A 16,967-nucleotide genomic window follows, 5' to 3' on the forward strand; every position below is an offset into this window, starting at 1 on the left:
CGCCGGGACCGGCGCGACCTGACGCCCGAGCGCGCCGTCGCGCCGTCGCCTCACCCGCGGGGCGCGCTCCCGGGACGCCCGCCGTCCCCGGGGCGCGCCCCGCCGGCGTGCCCGGCCGCGTTCCCGTCCGGGCCGCCGCGCGCGTGCTCCGGCCGGGCCTCCTCCAGCCATTCCCGCAGTTCCTGCTTCAGGGAGCGCTGGAACGCCGTCAGCAGGGCCTGCACCACCAGCGGCTCCATCCGCGCGGACAGCGAACGCACGTCGCGGGCGTCCCGTTCGGTGACCGCGTCCCGCAGCAGCCGGGACATCTCCTGGGCCGCGGCCCGCGAGTGCTCCAAGAGCGCGGTGCGGGCGGCGAGGATCACCTCCTGCGACAGGGGGACGTCCAGGAGCCGTACGCCGAGCCGCAGGACGGCGGAGTCGACGCGATAGGCGGCCTCCCGCTCACCGGCGACGGCGATCATGTCCATCGCGACCAGCCGCCGCAGCTCCTCCTCGCTCAGCGTCCGGCCCGCCAGCCGCTCCAGCTCCTCGCGGCCCACCGTCTCCACCGCCTCCGGCGCCCAGGAGGAGACGACCGCCCGGTGCACGGCCAGATCCCGCTCGCTCAGGTCCGCCGGGAGCTGCCGCAGGTACCGCTCGATCGCCGCGAGCGTCATGCCCTGCAGCTGGAGCTCCTCGATCAGCGCGAGCCGGGCCACGTGCGCGCCGCCGTACCGCCCCACCCGGCGCGGGCCGATCTCCGGCGGCGGAAGCAGGCCCCGGCTGCTGTAGAAGCGGACGGTGCGCACGGTGACGCCCGACCGCGCGGCCAGCTCGTCGATGGTCAGGGTCGGTCCCTCGGCCTGGGTCGTCATGCGGAGCAGTATCGCTGTCCCACCAACGGTGTGAAACCCGAGGAGGTCGTGTGAGAAGTGCCGCTCTGTGACCTGGACCACCGCAAATGGGTGATCTCTCTGAGAAACTGCTGCCTTGGTCTGTACCACTCTTCGAGCCGGTGCCGGCCGGACTGTACCGACCCCGGGCCCTCGTGGTCCGGGCGCACCAGGAAGTGGAACCACCGTGAGCAAGGACGCCGTGGAATCGGCACAGGCCACCGCCCCCGCGGTGGCCCAGGCGCCCGCTGACGCGGGCGACGCCGGCTACAGCAAGGACCTCAAGGCCCGCCACGTCAACATGATCGCCATCGGCGGTGCCATCGGCACCGGGCTCCTACTGGGAGCCGGTGGCCGTCTGCACAACGCGGGCCCCGCCCTCGCCCTGGCCTATCTGGTCTGCGGCGTATTCGCCTTCTTCGTCGTGCGGGCGCTCGGAGAGCTCGTCCTCTACCGGCCCTCGTCGGGTTCCTTCGTGTCGTACGCGCGCGAGTTCCTCGGCGAGAAGGGCGCCTACGTCGCCGGCTGGATGTACTTCCTGAACTGGTCGACCACCGGTATCGCCGACATCACCGCGATCGCGCTCTACACGCACTACTGGAGCATGTTCACGACCATCCCGCAGTGGGTGCTCGCGCTGATCGCCCTCGCGGTGGTCCTGGCGGTGAACCTGATCTCGGTGAAGATCTTCGGCGAGATGGAGTTCTGGTTCGCGATCGTCAAGGTCGCCACCATCGTCGGCTTCATGCTGATCGGCATCTGGCTGCTCGCCACCCAGCACAAGGTCGGCGGCCACACCCCCGGCCTGAGCGTGATCTCCGGGCACGGCGGCTTCTTCCCGCACGGCGCGATGCCGGTCGTCCTGGTCATGCAGGGCGTGATCTTCGCGTACGCCGCGCTGGAGCTGGTCGGTGTCGCGGCCGGCGAGACCGCCGAGCCGCACAAGGTCGTCCCGCGCGCGGTGAACTCGATCATGTGGCGCGTGGGCATCTTCTACGTCGGCTCCGTCGTGCTGCTGGCGCTCCTGCTGCCCGGCTCGGTCTACTCCGGCGACCAGAGCCCGTTCGTGACGGTGCTGTCGAAGATCGGCGTCCCGGCCGCCGGTGACGTGATGAACCTGGTCGTGCTGACCGCCGCCATGTCGTCGCTGAACTCGGGCCTGTACTCCACCGGCCGCATCCTGCGCTCCATGGCGATGGCGGGCTCCGCGCCCAAGTTCACCGCCCGGATGAACAGCCGGCAGGTCCCCTACGGCGGCATCCTGCTCACCTGCGGGGTGTGCGTGCTCGGCGTCGGCCTGAACTACCTGGTGCCGTCCCAGGCCTTCGAGATCGTGCTGAACGTCGCCTCGCTCGGCATCATCAGCACCTGGGTGATCATCATGCTCTGCCACATGATCTTCGTCCGGCGTGCCAGGTCCGGCCTGGTCACCCGGCCGAACTTCCGCCTGAAGGGCAGCCCGGTCACCGAGATCGCCACGATCGCCTTCCTGCTGGTCTGCCTCGGCATGATGTGGAACGACCCCGATGTCGGCCGCAAGACCCTGCTGCTGATCCCGGTCATCGCCGTCCTGCTGGTCGCCGGCTGGTTCGGCGTCCGCCGCCGGGTCGCGAGCACCGCCGACAGGGAACTGGCGGACCTGACGAAGTAACTGCCTGGAGCCACCGCGAGTGGCACCGCCCGCGGTGGCGCCGGCCCGGAGACCGATCTCCGAGGGGCCGGCGCCACCGTCGCGTCGGGCCCCGGTTCCGGGCCCCGGTTCCGGGCCCCGGTTCCGGGCCCCGGGACCGGGCCCAGTGACAGGGGCCCGACGCCGGGCCGTCCGTCAGTGCACGTCGTTCGTCGCCTCGATCTTCTTCCACGACTCCGGCCGGGCCACGGCCCCGGTCCCCGCGTCCGCTCCGGCCCGCGTGGCCTTCAGGGCCGCCGCGCCCCCGGCCGGCGCCGCCGGCTTCACCGGCTGGAACAGCCAGGTGTCGAAGAAGGCGGCCAGCGGCCTGCCCGAGACCCGTTCGGCGTACCGCTCGAAGTCGGCGACCGACGCGTTGCCGTAGGCGTGCTCCTTCGGCCAGCCCTTCAGGATCGCGGAGAACGCGTCGTCCCCGATCTCGTCGCGCAGCGCCTGGATCGCGAGCGCGCCCCGGTCGTAGACCGCGATGTCGAACTGGTCGTCCGGACCCGGGTCACCGGGCTTCACCGTCCAGAACGGGTCGTCCGCCGGGTGCGAGGCGTACACGTAGTCGGCGAGCTCCTGCGCGGTGCCCTCGCCCTCGTGCTCGGACCACAGCCACTGCGCGTACCGGGCGAAGCCCTCGTTGATCCAGATGTCCTTCCAGCCCTTGAGCGACACGTCGTCGCCGTACCACTGGTGGGCCAGCTCGTGCACGACCACCGAGGTGTTCGAGCCGTTCGCGAACTGCTTCGGGCTGTAGTAGACGCGGGTCTGCGTCTCCAGGGCGTAGCCCGTGGTGGTGTTCGGCACGTACCCGCCCGCCGAGGCGAACGGATATGGCCCGAACCAGCCGCTCAGCCAGTCCACGATCTCCCCGGTGCGCTCCACGCTGGCCCGCGCCGCCCCGTCGTTGTCGCCGAGGTCCGCGCTGTAGGCGTTGACGACCGGGACCCCGCCGTCGGAGGTGCTCGTCGTGATGTCGAACTTCCCGAGCGCGAGCGTGGTCAGATAGGTGGCCTGCGGCTTGTCCTGCCGCCAGTTGTAGCGCGTCCAGCCCAGCTTCGAGCTGCTCGACTGCAGCGTGCCGTTGGAGACGGCCTGGGTGCCGTCCGGCACGGCCACGGAGACGTCGTAGGTGGCCTTGTCGCTCGGGTGGTCGTTGCTCGGGAACCACCACCAGGCCGACTCGGGCTCGTCGGCGGCGACGGCGCCGTCGGGCGTGCGGTGCCAGGTGGTGAAGCCGTAGGCGCTCTTGGACGAGGGCACCCCGCTGTAGCGGACCACGACCGTGATCTGTGTGCCCTTGGCGAGCGGCTTCTTCGGCGTGACCACCAGCTCGTGCTCCCCGGACCTCGCGAAGGCCGCCGCGGTGCCGTTGACCCGCACCTCGCTCACGTCGAGCAGGAAGTCCAGGTCGAAGCTGGACAGGTCCTGGGTGGTGCGGGCCAGCACCGTCGCGGTGCCCTGGAGCTCGTCCGTCGCCGGCTGGTACTGCAGCCGCAGGTCGTAGTGCGAGACGTCGTAGCCGCCGTTGCCGTAGTACGGGTAGTAGGGGTCGCCGATCCCCGGCGCCCCGGGCGCGTAGCTCGCGGCCGATGCCGGGATCGCCAGCAGGAGGGAGGCCGCCGCCAGTGCGCCCGGCGCGATGATTCTGCGGTCCACGTCAGCTCCAAGTCTTCTGGACAGGAAGTCTGTTCGGAGCCTATTCAGACCCGGTGACCCCCGACCTGTCCACGGCCTCTCCTGTCACACGATTGCCATCCGGCCGTCACGGGTCCCGGCCGTCACCGTGATGCCTTCTTCTGTACGGGAGTTGACCGGAGTACCGTCCGCCCATGCCGAAACGCACGCGCTTCACGCTCTGGAGAACGTTCGTGACCGCGGCCGTCGCAGCCCTGACGGCCGCCCTCCTCACCCCGGCGGCCGCACAGGCCGCACCCCGCGAGAGCCGGCCCGTCTACTCGTACGCCGACGCGATCCGCGAGTCGGTCTGGGTGGACACCGGCCTCGACGAGGACGGCGACGGGCGCCACGACCGGGTCGCCGCCGACATCGTCCGCCCGTCCGAACCGGCCCGGCAGGGCCGCAAGGTGCCCGTCATCATGGACGCCAGCCCGTACTACTCCTGCTGCGGGCGCGGCAACGAGAGCCAGGTCAAGACGTACGACGCCCAGGGCCACGTCGTCCAGATGCCTCTTTTCTACGACAACTACTTCGTTCCCCGCGGCTACGCCTTCGTCGGCGTCGACCTCGCCGGCACCGACCGCTCCGACGGCTGCGTGGACGTCGGCGGCCGCTCCGACATCCGGTCCGCCAAGGCCGTCGTCGACTGGCTGGGCGGCCGCGCCAAGGCCTACAGCAGCCGTACCGGCGGCACACCGGTCAAGGCCGGCTGGACCGACGGCAGCACCGGAATGATCGGCAAGAGCTGGGACGCCACGATCGCCAACGGCGTCGCCGCCACCGGCGTCAAGGGCCTGAAGACCATCGTCCCGATCAGCGGCATCTCCTCCTGGTACGACTACTACTTCGCCCAGGGCGCCCCGCTCTACGACGGCGGCCCCGACGAACTGGCCGGATACGTCGAGAGCGACGACGCGCAGGCCCACTGCGCGGCCGTGCAGAAGGAACTCGCCGACGGCAGCCCCCGCAGCGGCGACTGGACCCCGCTGTGGACCGAGCGGAACTACGTGAAGGACGCCGCCAAGGTCCGCGCCAGCGTCTTCCTCGTGCACGGCATGCAGGACCTCAACGTCCGCACCAAGCACTTCGGCCAGTGGTGGGACGCGCTGGCGAAGCACGGCGTCGAGCGGAAGATCTGGCTCTCCCAGACCGGCCACGTCGACCCCTTCGACTACCGGCGCGGCGCCTGGGTCGACACCCTGCACCGCTGGTTCGACCACGAACTCCTCGGCTACGACAACGGCATCGACCGCGAGCCGATGGCCGACATCGAACGCCACCCCGACCACTGGGTCACCTCCACGTCCTGGCCGCCGCGCGACACCCGGTCCGTCACCCTCCACCCCGCCCCCGGCGCGGCCGCGGGCGTCGGCACCCTGGGCCTGCGCCAGGCCGCCGGCACCGCGTCCTTCACCGACGACCCCGCCCGCGGCGAGACCGACTGGGCCGCCGCGGTCACCACGTCCGCCCCGGAGAAGGCAGGCTTCCTCACCGCGCCGCTCAGCCACGACCTGCGGGTGTCCGGCTCCTCCCGGGTGACCGTCACCGCCCGCTCCTCCACCGCCTCGGCCCACCTGTCCGCCGTCCTGGTGGACCTGGGCCCGGACACCATCCGCGACTACGCCGACGCCGCCGAGGGCATCACCACCCTCGCCGACCGCACCTGCTGGGGCGAGAGCACCGCCGGGGACAGCGCCTGCTTCAAGGACACCCGGGCCAGGACCGCTGACGTCGACTTCACGGTCGTCAGCCGCGGCTGGGCCGACCTCGGCCACCACGCCTCCCTCGACCGGGGCACACCGCTCACCCCGGGCAAGGCGTACACGATGACGCTCGACCTCGCGGCGACCGACCACGTCGTGCCCAAGGGCCACCGGCTGGCGCTGATCGTCGCCGGTACGGACAAGGACCTCATCGACCCGCCGTCCACCCGGCCGACCCTCACCCTGGACCTGTGGCGCACGAGCGCCCGCGTCCCGTTCACCGGCGGCACGGACGCCTTCGTCCGCGCCACCTCGGGCACCACGCCCGCCGCTCCCGCGCCCCGGCACGGGCACGGCGTCCGGGCACCGGAGAACCCGCGGCACGTCCCCGCCGGCTGACCCGGAGCCTGCGCCCCCGGATCCCGGGAGGCCTGCGCCCCGGGATCCCGGCGGGGCCGCGGGACGCCCCTGGAGGACGTCTCCCCGATCCCGTCCCCCCGCCCGGCACCGGGCGGGGGGACGGGCCGTACCGGCCGGGAGGGGAGCCGGGGACGTCCCGGCGCGCCGGGCGCGCGCATTAGGATCGGCGTTCTGATGACTGCCACCCTCGTCGCCAAGAATCTCGCCGCCGGCCACGGCGACCGCTCCCTCTTCGCCGGACTCGACCTCGTCGTGGCGCCCGGCGACGTGATCGGACTGGTCGGCGCCAACGGCGCGGGCAAGTCCACGCTGCTGCGCCTGCTGGCCGGGCTGACCACACCCGAGCAGGGCGAACTGCGGCTCTCCCCGCCGACCGCGACCGTCGGCCATCTGCCGCAGGAGCCGGAGCGCAGGCCGGGCGAGACCGTCCGGGAGTTCCTCGCCCGCCGCACCGGCGTCGCGGAGGCGCAGCGCCTCATGGACGAGGCCACCCAGGCCCTGGTCGACGGCGCGCCCGGTGCCGACGACGCCTACGCCACCAGCCTGGAGCGCTGGCTGGACCTGGGCGGCGCCGACCTGGACGAGCGCGCCGAGGAGATCACCGACTCCCTCGGCCTGGCCGTCGGCCTCGACCAGCCGATGACCGCGCTCTCCGGCGGCCAGGCGGCCCGCGCCGGCCTCGCCTCCCTCCTGCTCTCCCGCTACGACGTCTTCCTCCTGGACGAGCCCACCAACGACCTGGACCTCGACGGTCTGGAGCGGCTGGAGCGCTTCGTCACCGGGCTGCGCGCCGGCACGGTGGTCGTCAGCCACGACCGCGAGTTCCTCACCCGCACCGTCACCAAGGTCCTCGAACTCGACCTCGCCCAGGGGCAGATCAACCTCTACGGCGGCGGCTACGCGGCCTACCTGGAGGAGCGGGACACCTCCCGCAGGCACGCCCGCGAGGACTACGAGGAGTACGCCGACAAGAAGGCCGCCCTCCAGGACCGCGCGCAGACCCAGCGGTCCTGGATGGACAAGGGCGTGAAGAACGCCCGGCGCAAGGCGGGCAACGACAACGACAAGATCGGCCGCAAGTTCCGCAGCGAGGCCAGCGAGAAGCAGGCCGCCAAGGCCCGGCAGACCCAGCGCATGATCGAACGCCTGGAGGTGGTCGAGGAGCCGCGCAAGGAGTGGGAGCTGCGCATGGAGATCGCGGCCGGCCCGCGCTCCGGCGCCGTCGTCGCGACGCTCAGGGACGCCGAGGTCCGGCGCGGCGACTTCGCCTTCGGGCCGGTGTCCCTGCAGATCGACTGGGCGGACCGGGTCGCGGTCACCGGGGCCAACGGCGCCGGGAAGTCCACCCTGCTGGGCGCGCTCCTGGGCCGCGTGCCGCTCGACTCCGGGCACGCCTCGCTCGGCTCCGGCGTGCTGGTCGGCGAGGTCGACCAGGCCCGCGGACTGTTCCTCGGCGCCGAGTCCCTGCTCGACGCCTTCTGCGCGGCCGTCCCCGACACCGAGCCGGCCGAGGTGCGCACCCTGCTCGCCAAGTTCGGCCTGAAGTCCGGCCACGTCCTGCGCCCGGCCGCGACGCTCTCCCCGGGCGAACGCACCCGGGCCGCGCTGGCGCTCCTCCAGGGCCGCGGGGTCAACCTGCTCGTCCTCGACGAGCCGACGAACCACCTCGACCTGCCCGCCATCGAGCAGCTGGAGTCGGCGCTGGACGCCTACGAGGGCACCCTGCTCCTGGTGACCCACGACCGCCGCATGCTGGACGCGGTCCACGTGACCCGCCGCCTGGAGGTCGCCGACGGCAAGGTCACCGAACACTGACCGACCGCCGGGAACCGACCGCCGACCGCGACCGCCGGGAGCCGACCGCCGGCGTCCGGGCGGCCGGGTGACCCGGCGCCGCGGAGGCGTCCCGGCGGTGTCGCACCGGAGGGTCGGCGCGGAGGCGTACGGCGGTGTGCCGCACGCCCCCGCACCGCCGGCTCAGCGCCGTCCGTCCTTCGGGTTCAGCAGACCCGCCCGGCGCAGCGCGTCCGCCATCGCGCTGTTGGCCGGCGCCGGAGCCTGACGGCCACCCCGGTCGCCGCCGCGCGCCTGCCCCTGCCGCTGCCCGCCCTGGCCCTGACCCTGCCGCTGGGCGCCCTGTCCCTGGCCCTGCCGGCCGCCCTGCCCTTGGCCCTGGCCCTGTCGCTGGCCGCCGCCCTGGCCCTGCCGCTGCTGCGGCGGGCGGGAACCGCCACCGCGCTGCTGCCTGCCGCCGCCCTGACCCTGGCCCTGGCCCTGAGGCGTGGCCTCGTCGTCCAGCCGCAGGGTCAGCGCGATCCGCTTGCGCGGGATGTCCACGTCCAGGACCTTCACCTTGACGATGTCACCCGGCTTGGCGACGTCCCTCGGGTCCTTGACGAAGGTCTTCGACATCGCCGAGACGTGCACCAGCCCGTCCTGGTGGACACCGATGTCCACGAACGCACCGAAGGCCGCCACGTTCGTGACCACGCCCTCCAGGACCATCCCGGCGGACAGGTCGGAGATCTTCTCCACCCCCTCCTTGAAGGTGGCCGTGCGGAACGCCGGACGCGGGTCGCGGCCCGGCTTCTCCAGCTCCTTCAGGATGTCCGACACGGTCGGCAGACCGAAGGTGTCGTCCACGAAGTCGGCGGCCCTGAGCGAGCGCAGCACACCCGCGTTGCCGACGAGGGAGGCGACCTGCTCACCGGTCGCCTTCACCATGCGCCGCACCACGGGGTACGCCTCCGGGTGCACGCTGGACGCGTCCAGCGGGTCGTCGCCGCCGCGGATGCGCAGGAAGCCCGCGCACTGCTCGTATGCCTTCGGGCCCAGCCGGGCCACCTTCTTCAGCGCCGCGCGCGACAGGAACGGCCCGTTGGCGTCCCGGTGCGCCACGATGTTCTCGGCGAGACCCGCGGAGATGCCGGAGACCCGGGAAAGCAGCGGCGCGGACGCCGTGTTGACGTCCACCCCGACGCCGTTCACACAGTCCTCGACCACCGCGTCCAGCGAACGGGACAGCTTCACCTCGGACAGGTCGTGCTGGTACTGGCCGACACCGATCGACTTCGGGTCGATCTTCACCAGTTCGGCCAGCGGGTCCTGCAGACGGCGTGCGATGGAGACCGCGCCGCGCAGGGAGACGTCCATGTCGGGCAGCTCCTGCGAGGCGAAGGCCGACGCCGAGTACACCGACGCACCGGCCTCGGACACCATCACCTTGGTGAGCGTCAGTTCCGGGTGCCGGGCGATCAGTTCACCGGCGAGCTTGTCGGTCTCCCGGGACGCCGTGCCGTTGCCGATCGCGACCAGGTCGACCGCGTGCTCCGCGGCCAGCTTCGCCAGCTTGGCGATCGCCTCGTCCCACCTGTTGGCCGGGACGTGCGGGTGGATGACGTCCGTGGCGACGACCTTGCCGGTGGCGTCGACGACGGCGACCTTCACCCCGGTGCGGAAACCGGGGTCGAGGCCCAGCGTCGCGCGCGTGCCGGCCGGCGCGGCCAGCAGCAGGTCGCGCAGGTTGGCGGCGAACACGTCCACCGCCTCGTCCTCGGCCGCCGTGCGCAGCCTGAGGCGCAGGTCGATGCCGAGGTGCACCAGGACGCGGGTGCGCCAGGCCCAGCGGACCGTGTCCGCGAGCCACTTGTCGCCGGGCCTGCCCCGCTGCGCGATCCCGAACCGGTCCGCGATGACGCCCTCGTACGACGACGGTCCCGCCGGGGTGCCGGCCGGTTCCTCCGGCTCCAGGACGAGGTCGAGCACCTCCTCCTTCTCGCCGCGCAGCATCGCCAGGATCCGGTGCGAGGGCAGCGCGGTGAACGGCTCGGCGAAGTCGAAGTAGTCGGCGAACTTGGCGCCCGCCTCCTCCTTGCCCTCACGGACCTTCGCGGCCAGCCGCCCGCGCACCCACATGCGCTCGCGCAGCTCACCGATCAGGTCGGCGTCCTCCGAGAACCGCTCGGTCAGGATCGCCCGCGCGCCCTCCAGCGCGGCCTGCGCGTCGGCGACGCCCTTGCCGGCGTCCACGAACGCGGCCGCCGCGGCCTGCGGTTCGACCGACGGGTCGCCCAGCAGGCCCTCGGCCAGCGGTTCGAGACCGGCCTCGCGCGCGATCTGCGCCTTGGTGCGCCGCTTCGGCTTGTACGGCAGGTAGATGTCCTCCAGCCGCGCCTTGGTCTCGGCGCCGCGGATCCGCGCCTCCAGCTCCTCGCTGAGCTTGCCCTGCTCGCGCACCGAGTCCAGGATGGCGGCCCGCCGGTCCTCCAGCTCCCGCAGGTAGCGCAGCCGCTCCTCGAGCGTGCGCAGCTGCGCGTCGTCGAGCATCTCGGTCGCTTCCTTGCGGTAGCGGGCGATGAACGGCACCGTCGAACCGCCGTCCAGCAGCTCCACCGCGGCCTTCACCTGCCGCTCCCGTACGCCGAGTTCCCCGGCGATCCTGCTTTCGATGGACCCTACGTCGATGGACTCGGGTGTCGTCACGATCCCGTACCGCCTTCTCCACTGAGGTTGCGCGGCAATTGTGGCAGGTGGCGCCGACAACCACGGCCAAGGGCCCCGCCCGCGTGCGCCGCCGTGCCGCCCGGCGTCAACGGGCGTCCACGGGCGTCCTCCGGCGGCCACGGCGGCCGGACGGGGCGGCGGGGGCGATGGCAGAAAAGGTGGGAAGCCCGTCATTGCGGCCGTCCGCGGCGGGGCGAAGAATCGACGGCATGACGCAGCGAACCCTCCTCGCCGTCCTCTTCGACGGTGTGCAGAGCCTCGACGTCACCGGTCCCGTGGAGGTCTTCGCGGGCGCGGAGGTGATCCGTCCGGGGAGCTACCGGATCCGCACGGCCTCACTGGACGGCGGCCCCGTGCGGACCTCCAGCGGGCTCACCCTCGTACCGGACACGGCGCTGGATGCCGCCCCCGCGCCGCACACCCTGCTGGTCCCCGGGGGGCAGGGCACCCGCCGCCCCGATCCGCGGCTGACGGACTGGCTGCGCGCGCACGCGGCCCGCGCCGAGCGGCTGGTCTCGGTGTGCACCGGGGCGGTGCTGCTGGCCGAGGCGGGCCTGCTCGACGGGCGGCGGGCGACCACCCACTGGGCGTACTGCGACCGGCTCGCCCGCGAGCACCCGGCCGTGGACGTCGACCCCGTGCCGATCTACATCCGCGACGGCGAGGTCTCCACCTCGGCCGGCGTCACCTCCGGCATCGACCTGGCGCTCGCCCTGGTCGAGGAGGACCTGGGCCGCGAGACCGCCCTCACCGTCGCCCGTCACCTGGTCGTCTTCCTGCGCCGGCCCGGGAACCAGGCGCAGTTCAGCGCCCAGCTCGCCGCGCAGACCGCGCGCCGCGAACCCCTGCGCGAGGTCCAGCAGTGGATCACCGAGCATCCCGCAGGCGACCTGAGCGTCGAGTCGCTGGCCGCCCGCGCCAGGCTCTCGCCGCGCCACTTCGCCCGCGCCTTCCGCGAGGAGACCGGCACGACGCCCGGACGCTACGTCGACCGCGTCCGCCTCGAACACGCGCGAAGGCTCCTGGAGGACAGCTCCGGCGGCATCGAGGAGATCTCCCGCGCCAGCGGCTACGGCACGCCCGAGGCCATGCGCCGGGCCTTCACCCGGACGCTCGGCACCTCCCCGGCCGCCTACCGCGGCCGCTTCCGCCCCGCCGCGGCGGCCGCCGCGGCCCGCTGACCGCCGTCACCCGGCCCGGCCGAGGACCACCCGGCCCGACCCGGCCGACGACCGCACAGGCAACACAGACCACACAGGCAACACAGACCACACAGGCAACACAGACCTCACGAACCGCCTGACCGCCCGACCGCAGAGCACACCGACGTCCGACCGCAGAGCACACCGACGAAGGGGAACCCCGTGCAGATCGCCATCGTCCTCTACGACCGCTTCACCGCCCTCGACGCCGTGGGTCCCTACGAGACCCTGGGACGGCTCCCCGACGCCGAGACCGTCTTCGTCGCCGAGCGCACCGGGCCCGTCCGCAACGAGACCGGCAACCTCGCGATCACCGCCGACCGGACCCTCGCCGACGTGCCGCGCCCCGACATCGTGGTCGTCCCGGGCGGCCCCGGGCAGACCCCGCAGATGGACAACGAGGTGCTCCTCGACTGGCTGCGGACAGCCGACGCCACCACCGCCTGGACGACCTCGGTCTGTACCGGCTCCCTGCTGCTCGCCGCCGCCGGCCTGCTCGACGGCCGCCGCGCCACCTCGCACTGGCTGGCGCTCGACGCGCTGAAGGAGTTCGGCGTGGAGCCCACGGGGGAGCGGGTGGTGTCCGACGGCAAGTACGTCACCGCGGCCGGAGTCTCCGCCGGCATCGACATGGGCCTCACCCTGCTCGGCCGGATCGCCGGCGACGAACACGCCCAGGCCGTCCAGCTGCTGACCGAGTACGACCCCCAGCCGCCCTACGACGCCGGGTCCCCGCAGAAGGCGCCCGCCCACCTCGTGGAGGAGCTCCGCGCCAGGAGCCGGTTCATCCTGAGGTAGGCACGCCCCAGGTGAAGCGCGGCTGCCTGCGCTCCAGGAACGCGGCGACCCCCTCCGCGGTGTCGCCGCCCGCGCGCGCCTGCCGCGCCCAGTGGCCGTCCCGGTCGGTACGGCCGTTCGCGAACTCCTTCGCGGCGGCCTGGGTGAGCTGCGAGCGCGACACGAGGATCCCGGTCAGCTCCGCCACACGCTTCCCGAGTCCGCCCTCGGGCAGCACCTCGTCCACCAGACCGGTGCGCAGCGCCCGTTCCGTGTCGATCAGCTCGCCCGAGAACAGCAGGTACTTGGCGGTGGCCGGGCCCACCAGCGACACCAGCCGGCGGGTCGAGGACGCCGGGTACACGATGCCGAGCTTCGCGGGGGTCACCCCGAACAGGGCGCCCTCCTCCGCCAGCCGCAGGTCGCAGGCGGCCGCGAGCTGGGATCCGCCGCCCACGCAGTGCCCCCGGATCGCGGCGAGAGCCGGCTTGGGGAACGCGGCGAGGGCCTCCTCCGCGGCCACCGCCAGCCGCTGGGCCTCCTCCGGCGAACCGCGCAGGGTGGAGATGTCCGCGCCCGCGCAGAAGGTGCTTCCCTCACCGGTCAGCACCAGCGCCCGTACCTCGGGGTTGGCGGCCAGTTCGTCCAGCAGGGGCGGCAGGGACCGCCACATCGCGGCCGTCATGGCGTTGCGCTTGGCCGGGTGGCCGATGACGACGGTGGCGACGCGGTCGGTGACCTGGTGCGACAGACGGGGCTCCATGAGGCCGGATCGTATCGGCCGTTACGGGACCGCGGTCAGGGGGGACAAAGAGGGTGTAGCAGGCGAAGGGTGCGACGGAGGAGGTGGCGATGGCCAGGTCCCGCAAGCCGCGCGGCAAGGCGGCGAAGCTGCACCGCGGCTTCAGCTGGCTCGCGGTGCTCGGTGTGGTGCTGGTGATCGCCGGGCTCGTGGGGCTCGTCTACACCGGGGTGGCCACGCTGACCTCGATGATCCTCTTCGGCTGGCTGCTGCTGATCGGCGGCGTGATCGGCCTGCTGCACGCGGTGCAGGCGCGGGGCACCAGCTTCTTCTGGCTCGGTGTCATCGTCGCCGCCCTGAACATCGCGGCCGGTGTCGTGGTGATCCGCATGCCGCACGCCGCGGCCGCCGCCCTCACCATGTTCGCCGCCCTGCTGTTCCTGTCCGCCGGGCTCTTCCGGCTGGTCGGCAGCGTGGTGGTGCGCGGGCCCCAGTTCGGCTGGACGCTGCTGCTCGGCGCGTTCGACCTGCTGCTGGGCATCCTGGTGCTCGTCTCCTGGCCGGGCAGCAGCCAGTACGTCATCGGCGCGTTCTTCTCGCTCTCGCTGCTCTTCGACGGCCTCGGCCTGATCGCCACCGGGTACGGCGGCCGCCGCGTGGCGGGCATCCTCGGCGAGGAGCCCCAGGGCAAACCCGTACAACACGAATAGTTCGCGAACCGGCATCGGGACGACAGGAACGGTCCCGCAACTGGCTCTGGCATACGCGCGCGATCAGAACCGTTCGATAGTCGCTGACTTCTGTTCAGTCATCCGGCCCGGTGCCGGTCGTTACCAACACTCGACGTGTGGTGACAATCGAGCGCGAGGGTGGCGACCGGACGATGGACGACCACGGGCACGGGGGTGTCCCGCGCCCAGCGGAGGGCGGTGAGCGGCAGCCGCCAGGCCCACTGCCGTACGAAGGAGTCTGGCGGTTCACCGCGGCCGCCGTGGACGCGTCGGTCCCGCAGGCGCGGCACGCCGTACGGGACCTGCTGCTGCGCCAGGGTGTACCGGTCTGCGACGACGTGGTCCACGGACTGCTGCTGATCGTCTCCGAACTGGTCACCAACGCGGTCCGGCACGCGGCGCTGCTGTCGCCCATGCTCGCCGTGGAGGTGGCCGTCGGGGCCGAGTGGGTGCGGGTGTCGGTGGAGGACAATCACCCCTACCGGCCGACCGCTCTGGAGGCCGACCACGGTCAGACCGGAGGACGCGGCCTGCTGCTGGTCCGCGAGGTGGCCCGGGAGGCGGGCGGGGTGGTCGACGTGGAGCACACGGCGAGCGGCGGCAAGGTGATCTGGGCCGCCCTGCCGCTCAAGCCCGCGACCCTGCTGTAGCTGTGTAGCTGTGTAGCTGTGTAGCTGTGTAGCTGTGGAGCCGCAGCGCGCACGCGGCCGGGGCCACCGGCCCGTGCGCCGCCGAGGTCAGGGCACGCGCGCGCCGCCGGAGGCACCGGCCCGCGCGCGCCGCCGGGGTCACCAGCCCGCGTTCGCGCCCGTGAGTTCCCTGATCGCCGGCCGGGCCGCGTCCAGGACGGTCATGAACCACGCCGAGAACGGCTCCTTCGCGTGCCGCTCCGCCAGCTCGGCGGCCGTCACGAAGGCGGTGGCGCCGATCTCCTCGGGGTCCGGGGCGAGCGAGGACTGCACCAGGCCGACGAACAGGTGGTTGTACTCCTGCTCGACGAGGCCCGAGGCCGGGTCCGGGTGGTTGTAGCGGACGGTGCCCGCCTGGGCCATGAGCGACGGCGAGACACCCAGCTCCTCGTACGTCCGGCGGGCCGCCGCCGCGAAGGGCGCCTCACCGGGGTAGGGGTGGCCGCAGCACGTGTTGGACCACACACCGGGGGAGTGGTACTTCCCGAGCGCCCGCTGCTGGAGCAGCAGCCGGCCCTGCTCGTCGAAGAGGAACACCGAGAACGCCCGGTGCAGCTGCCCGGGCGGCTGGTGGGCGGCGAGCTTCTCCGCAGTGCCGATCGTCACGCCGCTCTCGTCGACCAGTTCCAGCAAAATCGCCTCTGCGGCGCCGTTCGACGAGCTGTGCGTCTCGGTGGCAGGTGTGATCGGCATACCCATCCTTAGCCTCGGTCTTCGCACCCCAAGTCTGCCGTACGAATCCGGCACTCCCGGCACTTCCCCGCACGTCCGCATGTCCTGCGCACGGGCCGGCGCCGGAACGAGGGGACCCGGTACGTGATCGTGCCCGGCGCCCGGAGCCGGGAATCGCGGCCGCAAATCGGACACCCGTGCGCACATTCCGGGGCGGGAGCCGGGGGCGGCGGGGGCCCGGCGGCAGGGCTCAGTGGCAGAGCCGCGACTCGTGCGCCGCGTGCCCGCTCGGCTCCAGCTGGAAGGTGCAGTGCTCCACGTCGAAGTGACCGCCGAGGCAGCCCTGGAGCTCGTGCAGCATCTTCTCGTGGCCGATGGCGCTCAGCACCTCCGAACTCACCACCACGTGCGCGGACAGCACGGGCATCCCTGAGGTGATCGTCCACGCGTGCAGGTCGTGCACGTCCTCGACGCCGTCCAGGCCCAGGATGTGGGCCCGCACCTCCGCCATGTCGACGCCCTTGGGAGCGGCCTCCAGCAGCACGTCCAGCGTCTCGCGCAGCAGCTTCAGCGTCCTCGGGACGATCATCACGGCGATGGTCAGCGACGCGATCGGGTCGGCGATCTGCCAGCCGGTGGTCAGGATCACGGCCGCCGAGATGATCACCGCCAGCGAGCCCAGCGCGTCGGCGGCGACCTCCAGGAAGGCCCCGCGCACGTTCAGGCTCTCCTTCTGCCCCCGCATCAGCAGGACGAGTGACACGCTGTTGGCCACCAGGCCGATCGCACCGAAGAGGATCATCAGACCGCCCCGCGTGTCCGCGGGTGTGACGAACCGCTCGATGGCCTCGAACAGCACGTACCCGCCGACGCCGAGCAGCAGCAGGCAGTTCGCCAGCGCGGCGAGGATCTCGGCGCGGGCGTAGCCGAAGGTGCGGTTGGTGCTCGGCGGCCGGTTGGCGAAGTGGATGGCCAGCAGCGCCATGCCGAGACCCACCGCGTCGGTCGCCATGTGCGCGGCGTCCGCGATCAGGGCGAGCGAGTCGGCGAGCAGACCGCCGACGATCTCGACCACCATGATCGTGATCGTGATGCACAGCGCCACCCGCAGCCGGCCCAGGTACGCGGCCGCGGCCGTACCCGTGCGCGGCGCGTGCGTGTGGCCGTGGTCGTGGCCTGCCCCCATGAGAAAACCGTCCTTCCGCGTCGCACCCTGGACCACAGTGAACTACTGGCCGGGGGTATCGGGCAACGCGGCACTGAACACCGTTGTCATGTGCCCTGACCTGCGTAAACGA

Annotated in this window: 13 protein-coding genes; 7 read left to right on the top strand and 6 right to left on the bottom strand. The window is 72.6% G+C overall.

What is annotated here, in order from left to right; all coding sequences use genetic code 11:
- Positions 1-50: 50 nt before the first annotated feature.
- Positions 51-857 (bottom strand): MerR family transcriptional regulator, encoded by an 807-nt coding sequence (locus ACIPRD_RS05600; protein WP_401560156.1) that lies wholly within the window; start codon positions 855-857, stop codon positions 51-53.
- A 205-nt stretch (positions 858-1,062) separates the two neighbouring features.
- On the opposite strand from ACIPRD_RS05600, the gene ACIPRD_RS05605 reads away from it, so the two are divergent.
- Complete coding sequence (locus ACIPRD_RS05605) at positions 1,063-2,526, top strand: amino acid permease (protein ID WP_401560159.1); 1,464 nt, start codon at positions 1,063-1,065, stop codon at positions 2,524-2,526.
- Positions 2,527-2,700: 174 nt separating this feature from the next.
- On the opposite strand, the gene ACIPRD_RS05610 is transcribed toward ACIPRD_RS05605, so the two are convergent.
- Entirely contained in the window at positions 2,701-4,209 is a 1,509-nt protein-coding gene (locus ACIPRD_RS05610) for a M1 family metallopeptidase (RefSeq protein ID WP_356399190.1), read from the bottom strand.
- 173 nt (positions 4,210-4,382) lie between these two features.
- Between ACIPRD_RS05610 and ACIPRD_RS05615 the strand changes: the two genes are divergently transcribed.
- Positions 4,383-6,332 (top strand): Xaa-Pro dipeptidyl-peptidase, encoded by a 1,950-nt coding sequence (locus ACIPRD_RS05615; protein ID WP_401560162.1) that lies wholly within the window; start codon positions 4,383-4,385, stop codon positions 6,330-6,332.
- A gap of 195 nt (positions 6,333-6,527) precedes the next feature.
- A complete protein-coding gene (locus ACIPRD_RS05620) occupies positions 6,528-8,168 on the top strand; it encodes an ABC-F family ATP-binding cassette domain-containing protein (RefSeq protein WP_356399186.1) in 1,641 nt (546 codons plus the stop codon).
- Positions 8,169-8,330: 162 nt separating this feature from the next.
- Here the strand turns inward: ACIPRD_RS05620 and ACIPRD_RS05625 are convergent, their stop codons facing one another.
- Positions 8,331-10,835, bottom strand: a complete 2,505-nt coding sequence (locus ACIPRD_RS05625; RefSeq protein WP_401560166.1) for a Tex family protein — start codon at positions 10,833-10,835, stop codon at positions 8,331-8,333.
- 230 nt (positions 10,836-11,065) lie between these two features.
- Here ACIPRD_RS05625 and ACIPRD_RS05630 point away from each other — a divergent pair, with 230 nt between their 5' ends.
- A complete protein-coding gene (locus tag ACIPRD_RS05630; protein ID WP_401560169.1) occupies positions 11,066-12,037 on the top strand; it encodes a GlxA family transcriptional regulator in 972 nt (323 codons plus the stop codon).
- A gap of 183 nt (positions 12,038-12,220) precedes the next feature.
- Positions 12,221-12,856: a DJ-1/PfpI family protein gene (locus tag ACIPRD_RS05635; RefSeq protein ID WP_356399180.1), complete on the top strand. Its 636-nt coding sequence runs from the start codon at positions 12,221-12,223 to the stop codon at positions 12,854-12,856.
- Here the strand turns inward: ACIPRD_RS05635 and ACIPRD_RS05640 are convergent.
- On the bottom strand, positions 12,843-13,598 hold the full coding sequence (locus ACIPRD_RS05640) for an enoyl-CoA hydratase/isomerase family protein (RefSeq protein WP_401560171.1): 756 nt from the start codon (positions 13,596-13,598) through the stop codon (positions 12,843-12,845). The genes ACIPRD_RS05635 and ACIPRD_RS05640 overlap by 14 nt on opposite strands.
- An 89-nt stretch (positions 13,599-13,687) precedes the next feature.
- Between ACIPRD_RS05640 and ACIPRD_RS05645 the strand changes: the two genes are divergently transcribed.
- Positions 13,688-14,287 carry a DUF308 domain-containing protein gene (locus ACIPRD_RS05645; RefSeq protein ID WP_356399176.1) on the top strand — a complete coding sequence of 200 codons (600 nt, stop codon included), beginning with the start codon at positions 13,688-13,690 and terminating at the stop codon, positions 14,285-14,287.
- A gap of 173 nt (positions 14,288-14,460) precedes the next feature.
- Positions 14,461-14,958 carry an ATP-binding protein gene (locus tag ACIPRD_RS05650; protein ID WP_356399786.1) on the top strand — a complete coding sequence of 166 codons (498 nt, stop codon included), beginning with the start codon at positions 14,461-14,463 and terminating at the stop codon, positions 14,956-14,958.
- Between the two features lie 138 nt (positions 14,959-15,096).
- Here the strand turns inward: ACIPRD_RS05650 and idi are convergent, their stop codons facing one another.
- Together idi and ACIPRD_RS05660 are read right to left on the bottom strand one after the other, a co-directional pair.
- A complete protein-coding gene (gene idi, locus ACIPRD_RS05655) occupies positions 15,097-15,690 on the bottom strand; it encodes an isopentenyl-diphosphate Delta-isomerase (protein WP_356399174.1) in 594 nt (197 codons plus the stop codon).
- Positions 15,691-15,919: 229 nt separating this feature from the next.
- On the bottom strand, positions 15,920-16,855 hold the full coding sequence (locus ACIPRD_RS05660) for a cation diffusion facilitator family transporter (protein WP_356399172.1): 936 nt from the start codon (positions 16,853-16,855) through the stop codon (positions 15,920-15,922).
- Positions 16,856-16,967 lie beyond the last annotated feature (112 nt).

It is taken from the genome of Streptomyces sp. NPDC090108 (assembly GCF_044747185.1).
In the GTDB taxonomy this organism is placed as follows: Bacteria; Actinomycetota; Actinomycetes; order Streptomycetales; family Streptomycetaceae; genus Streptomyces.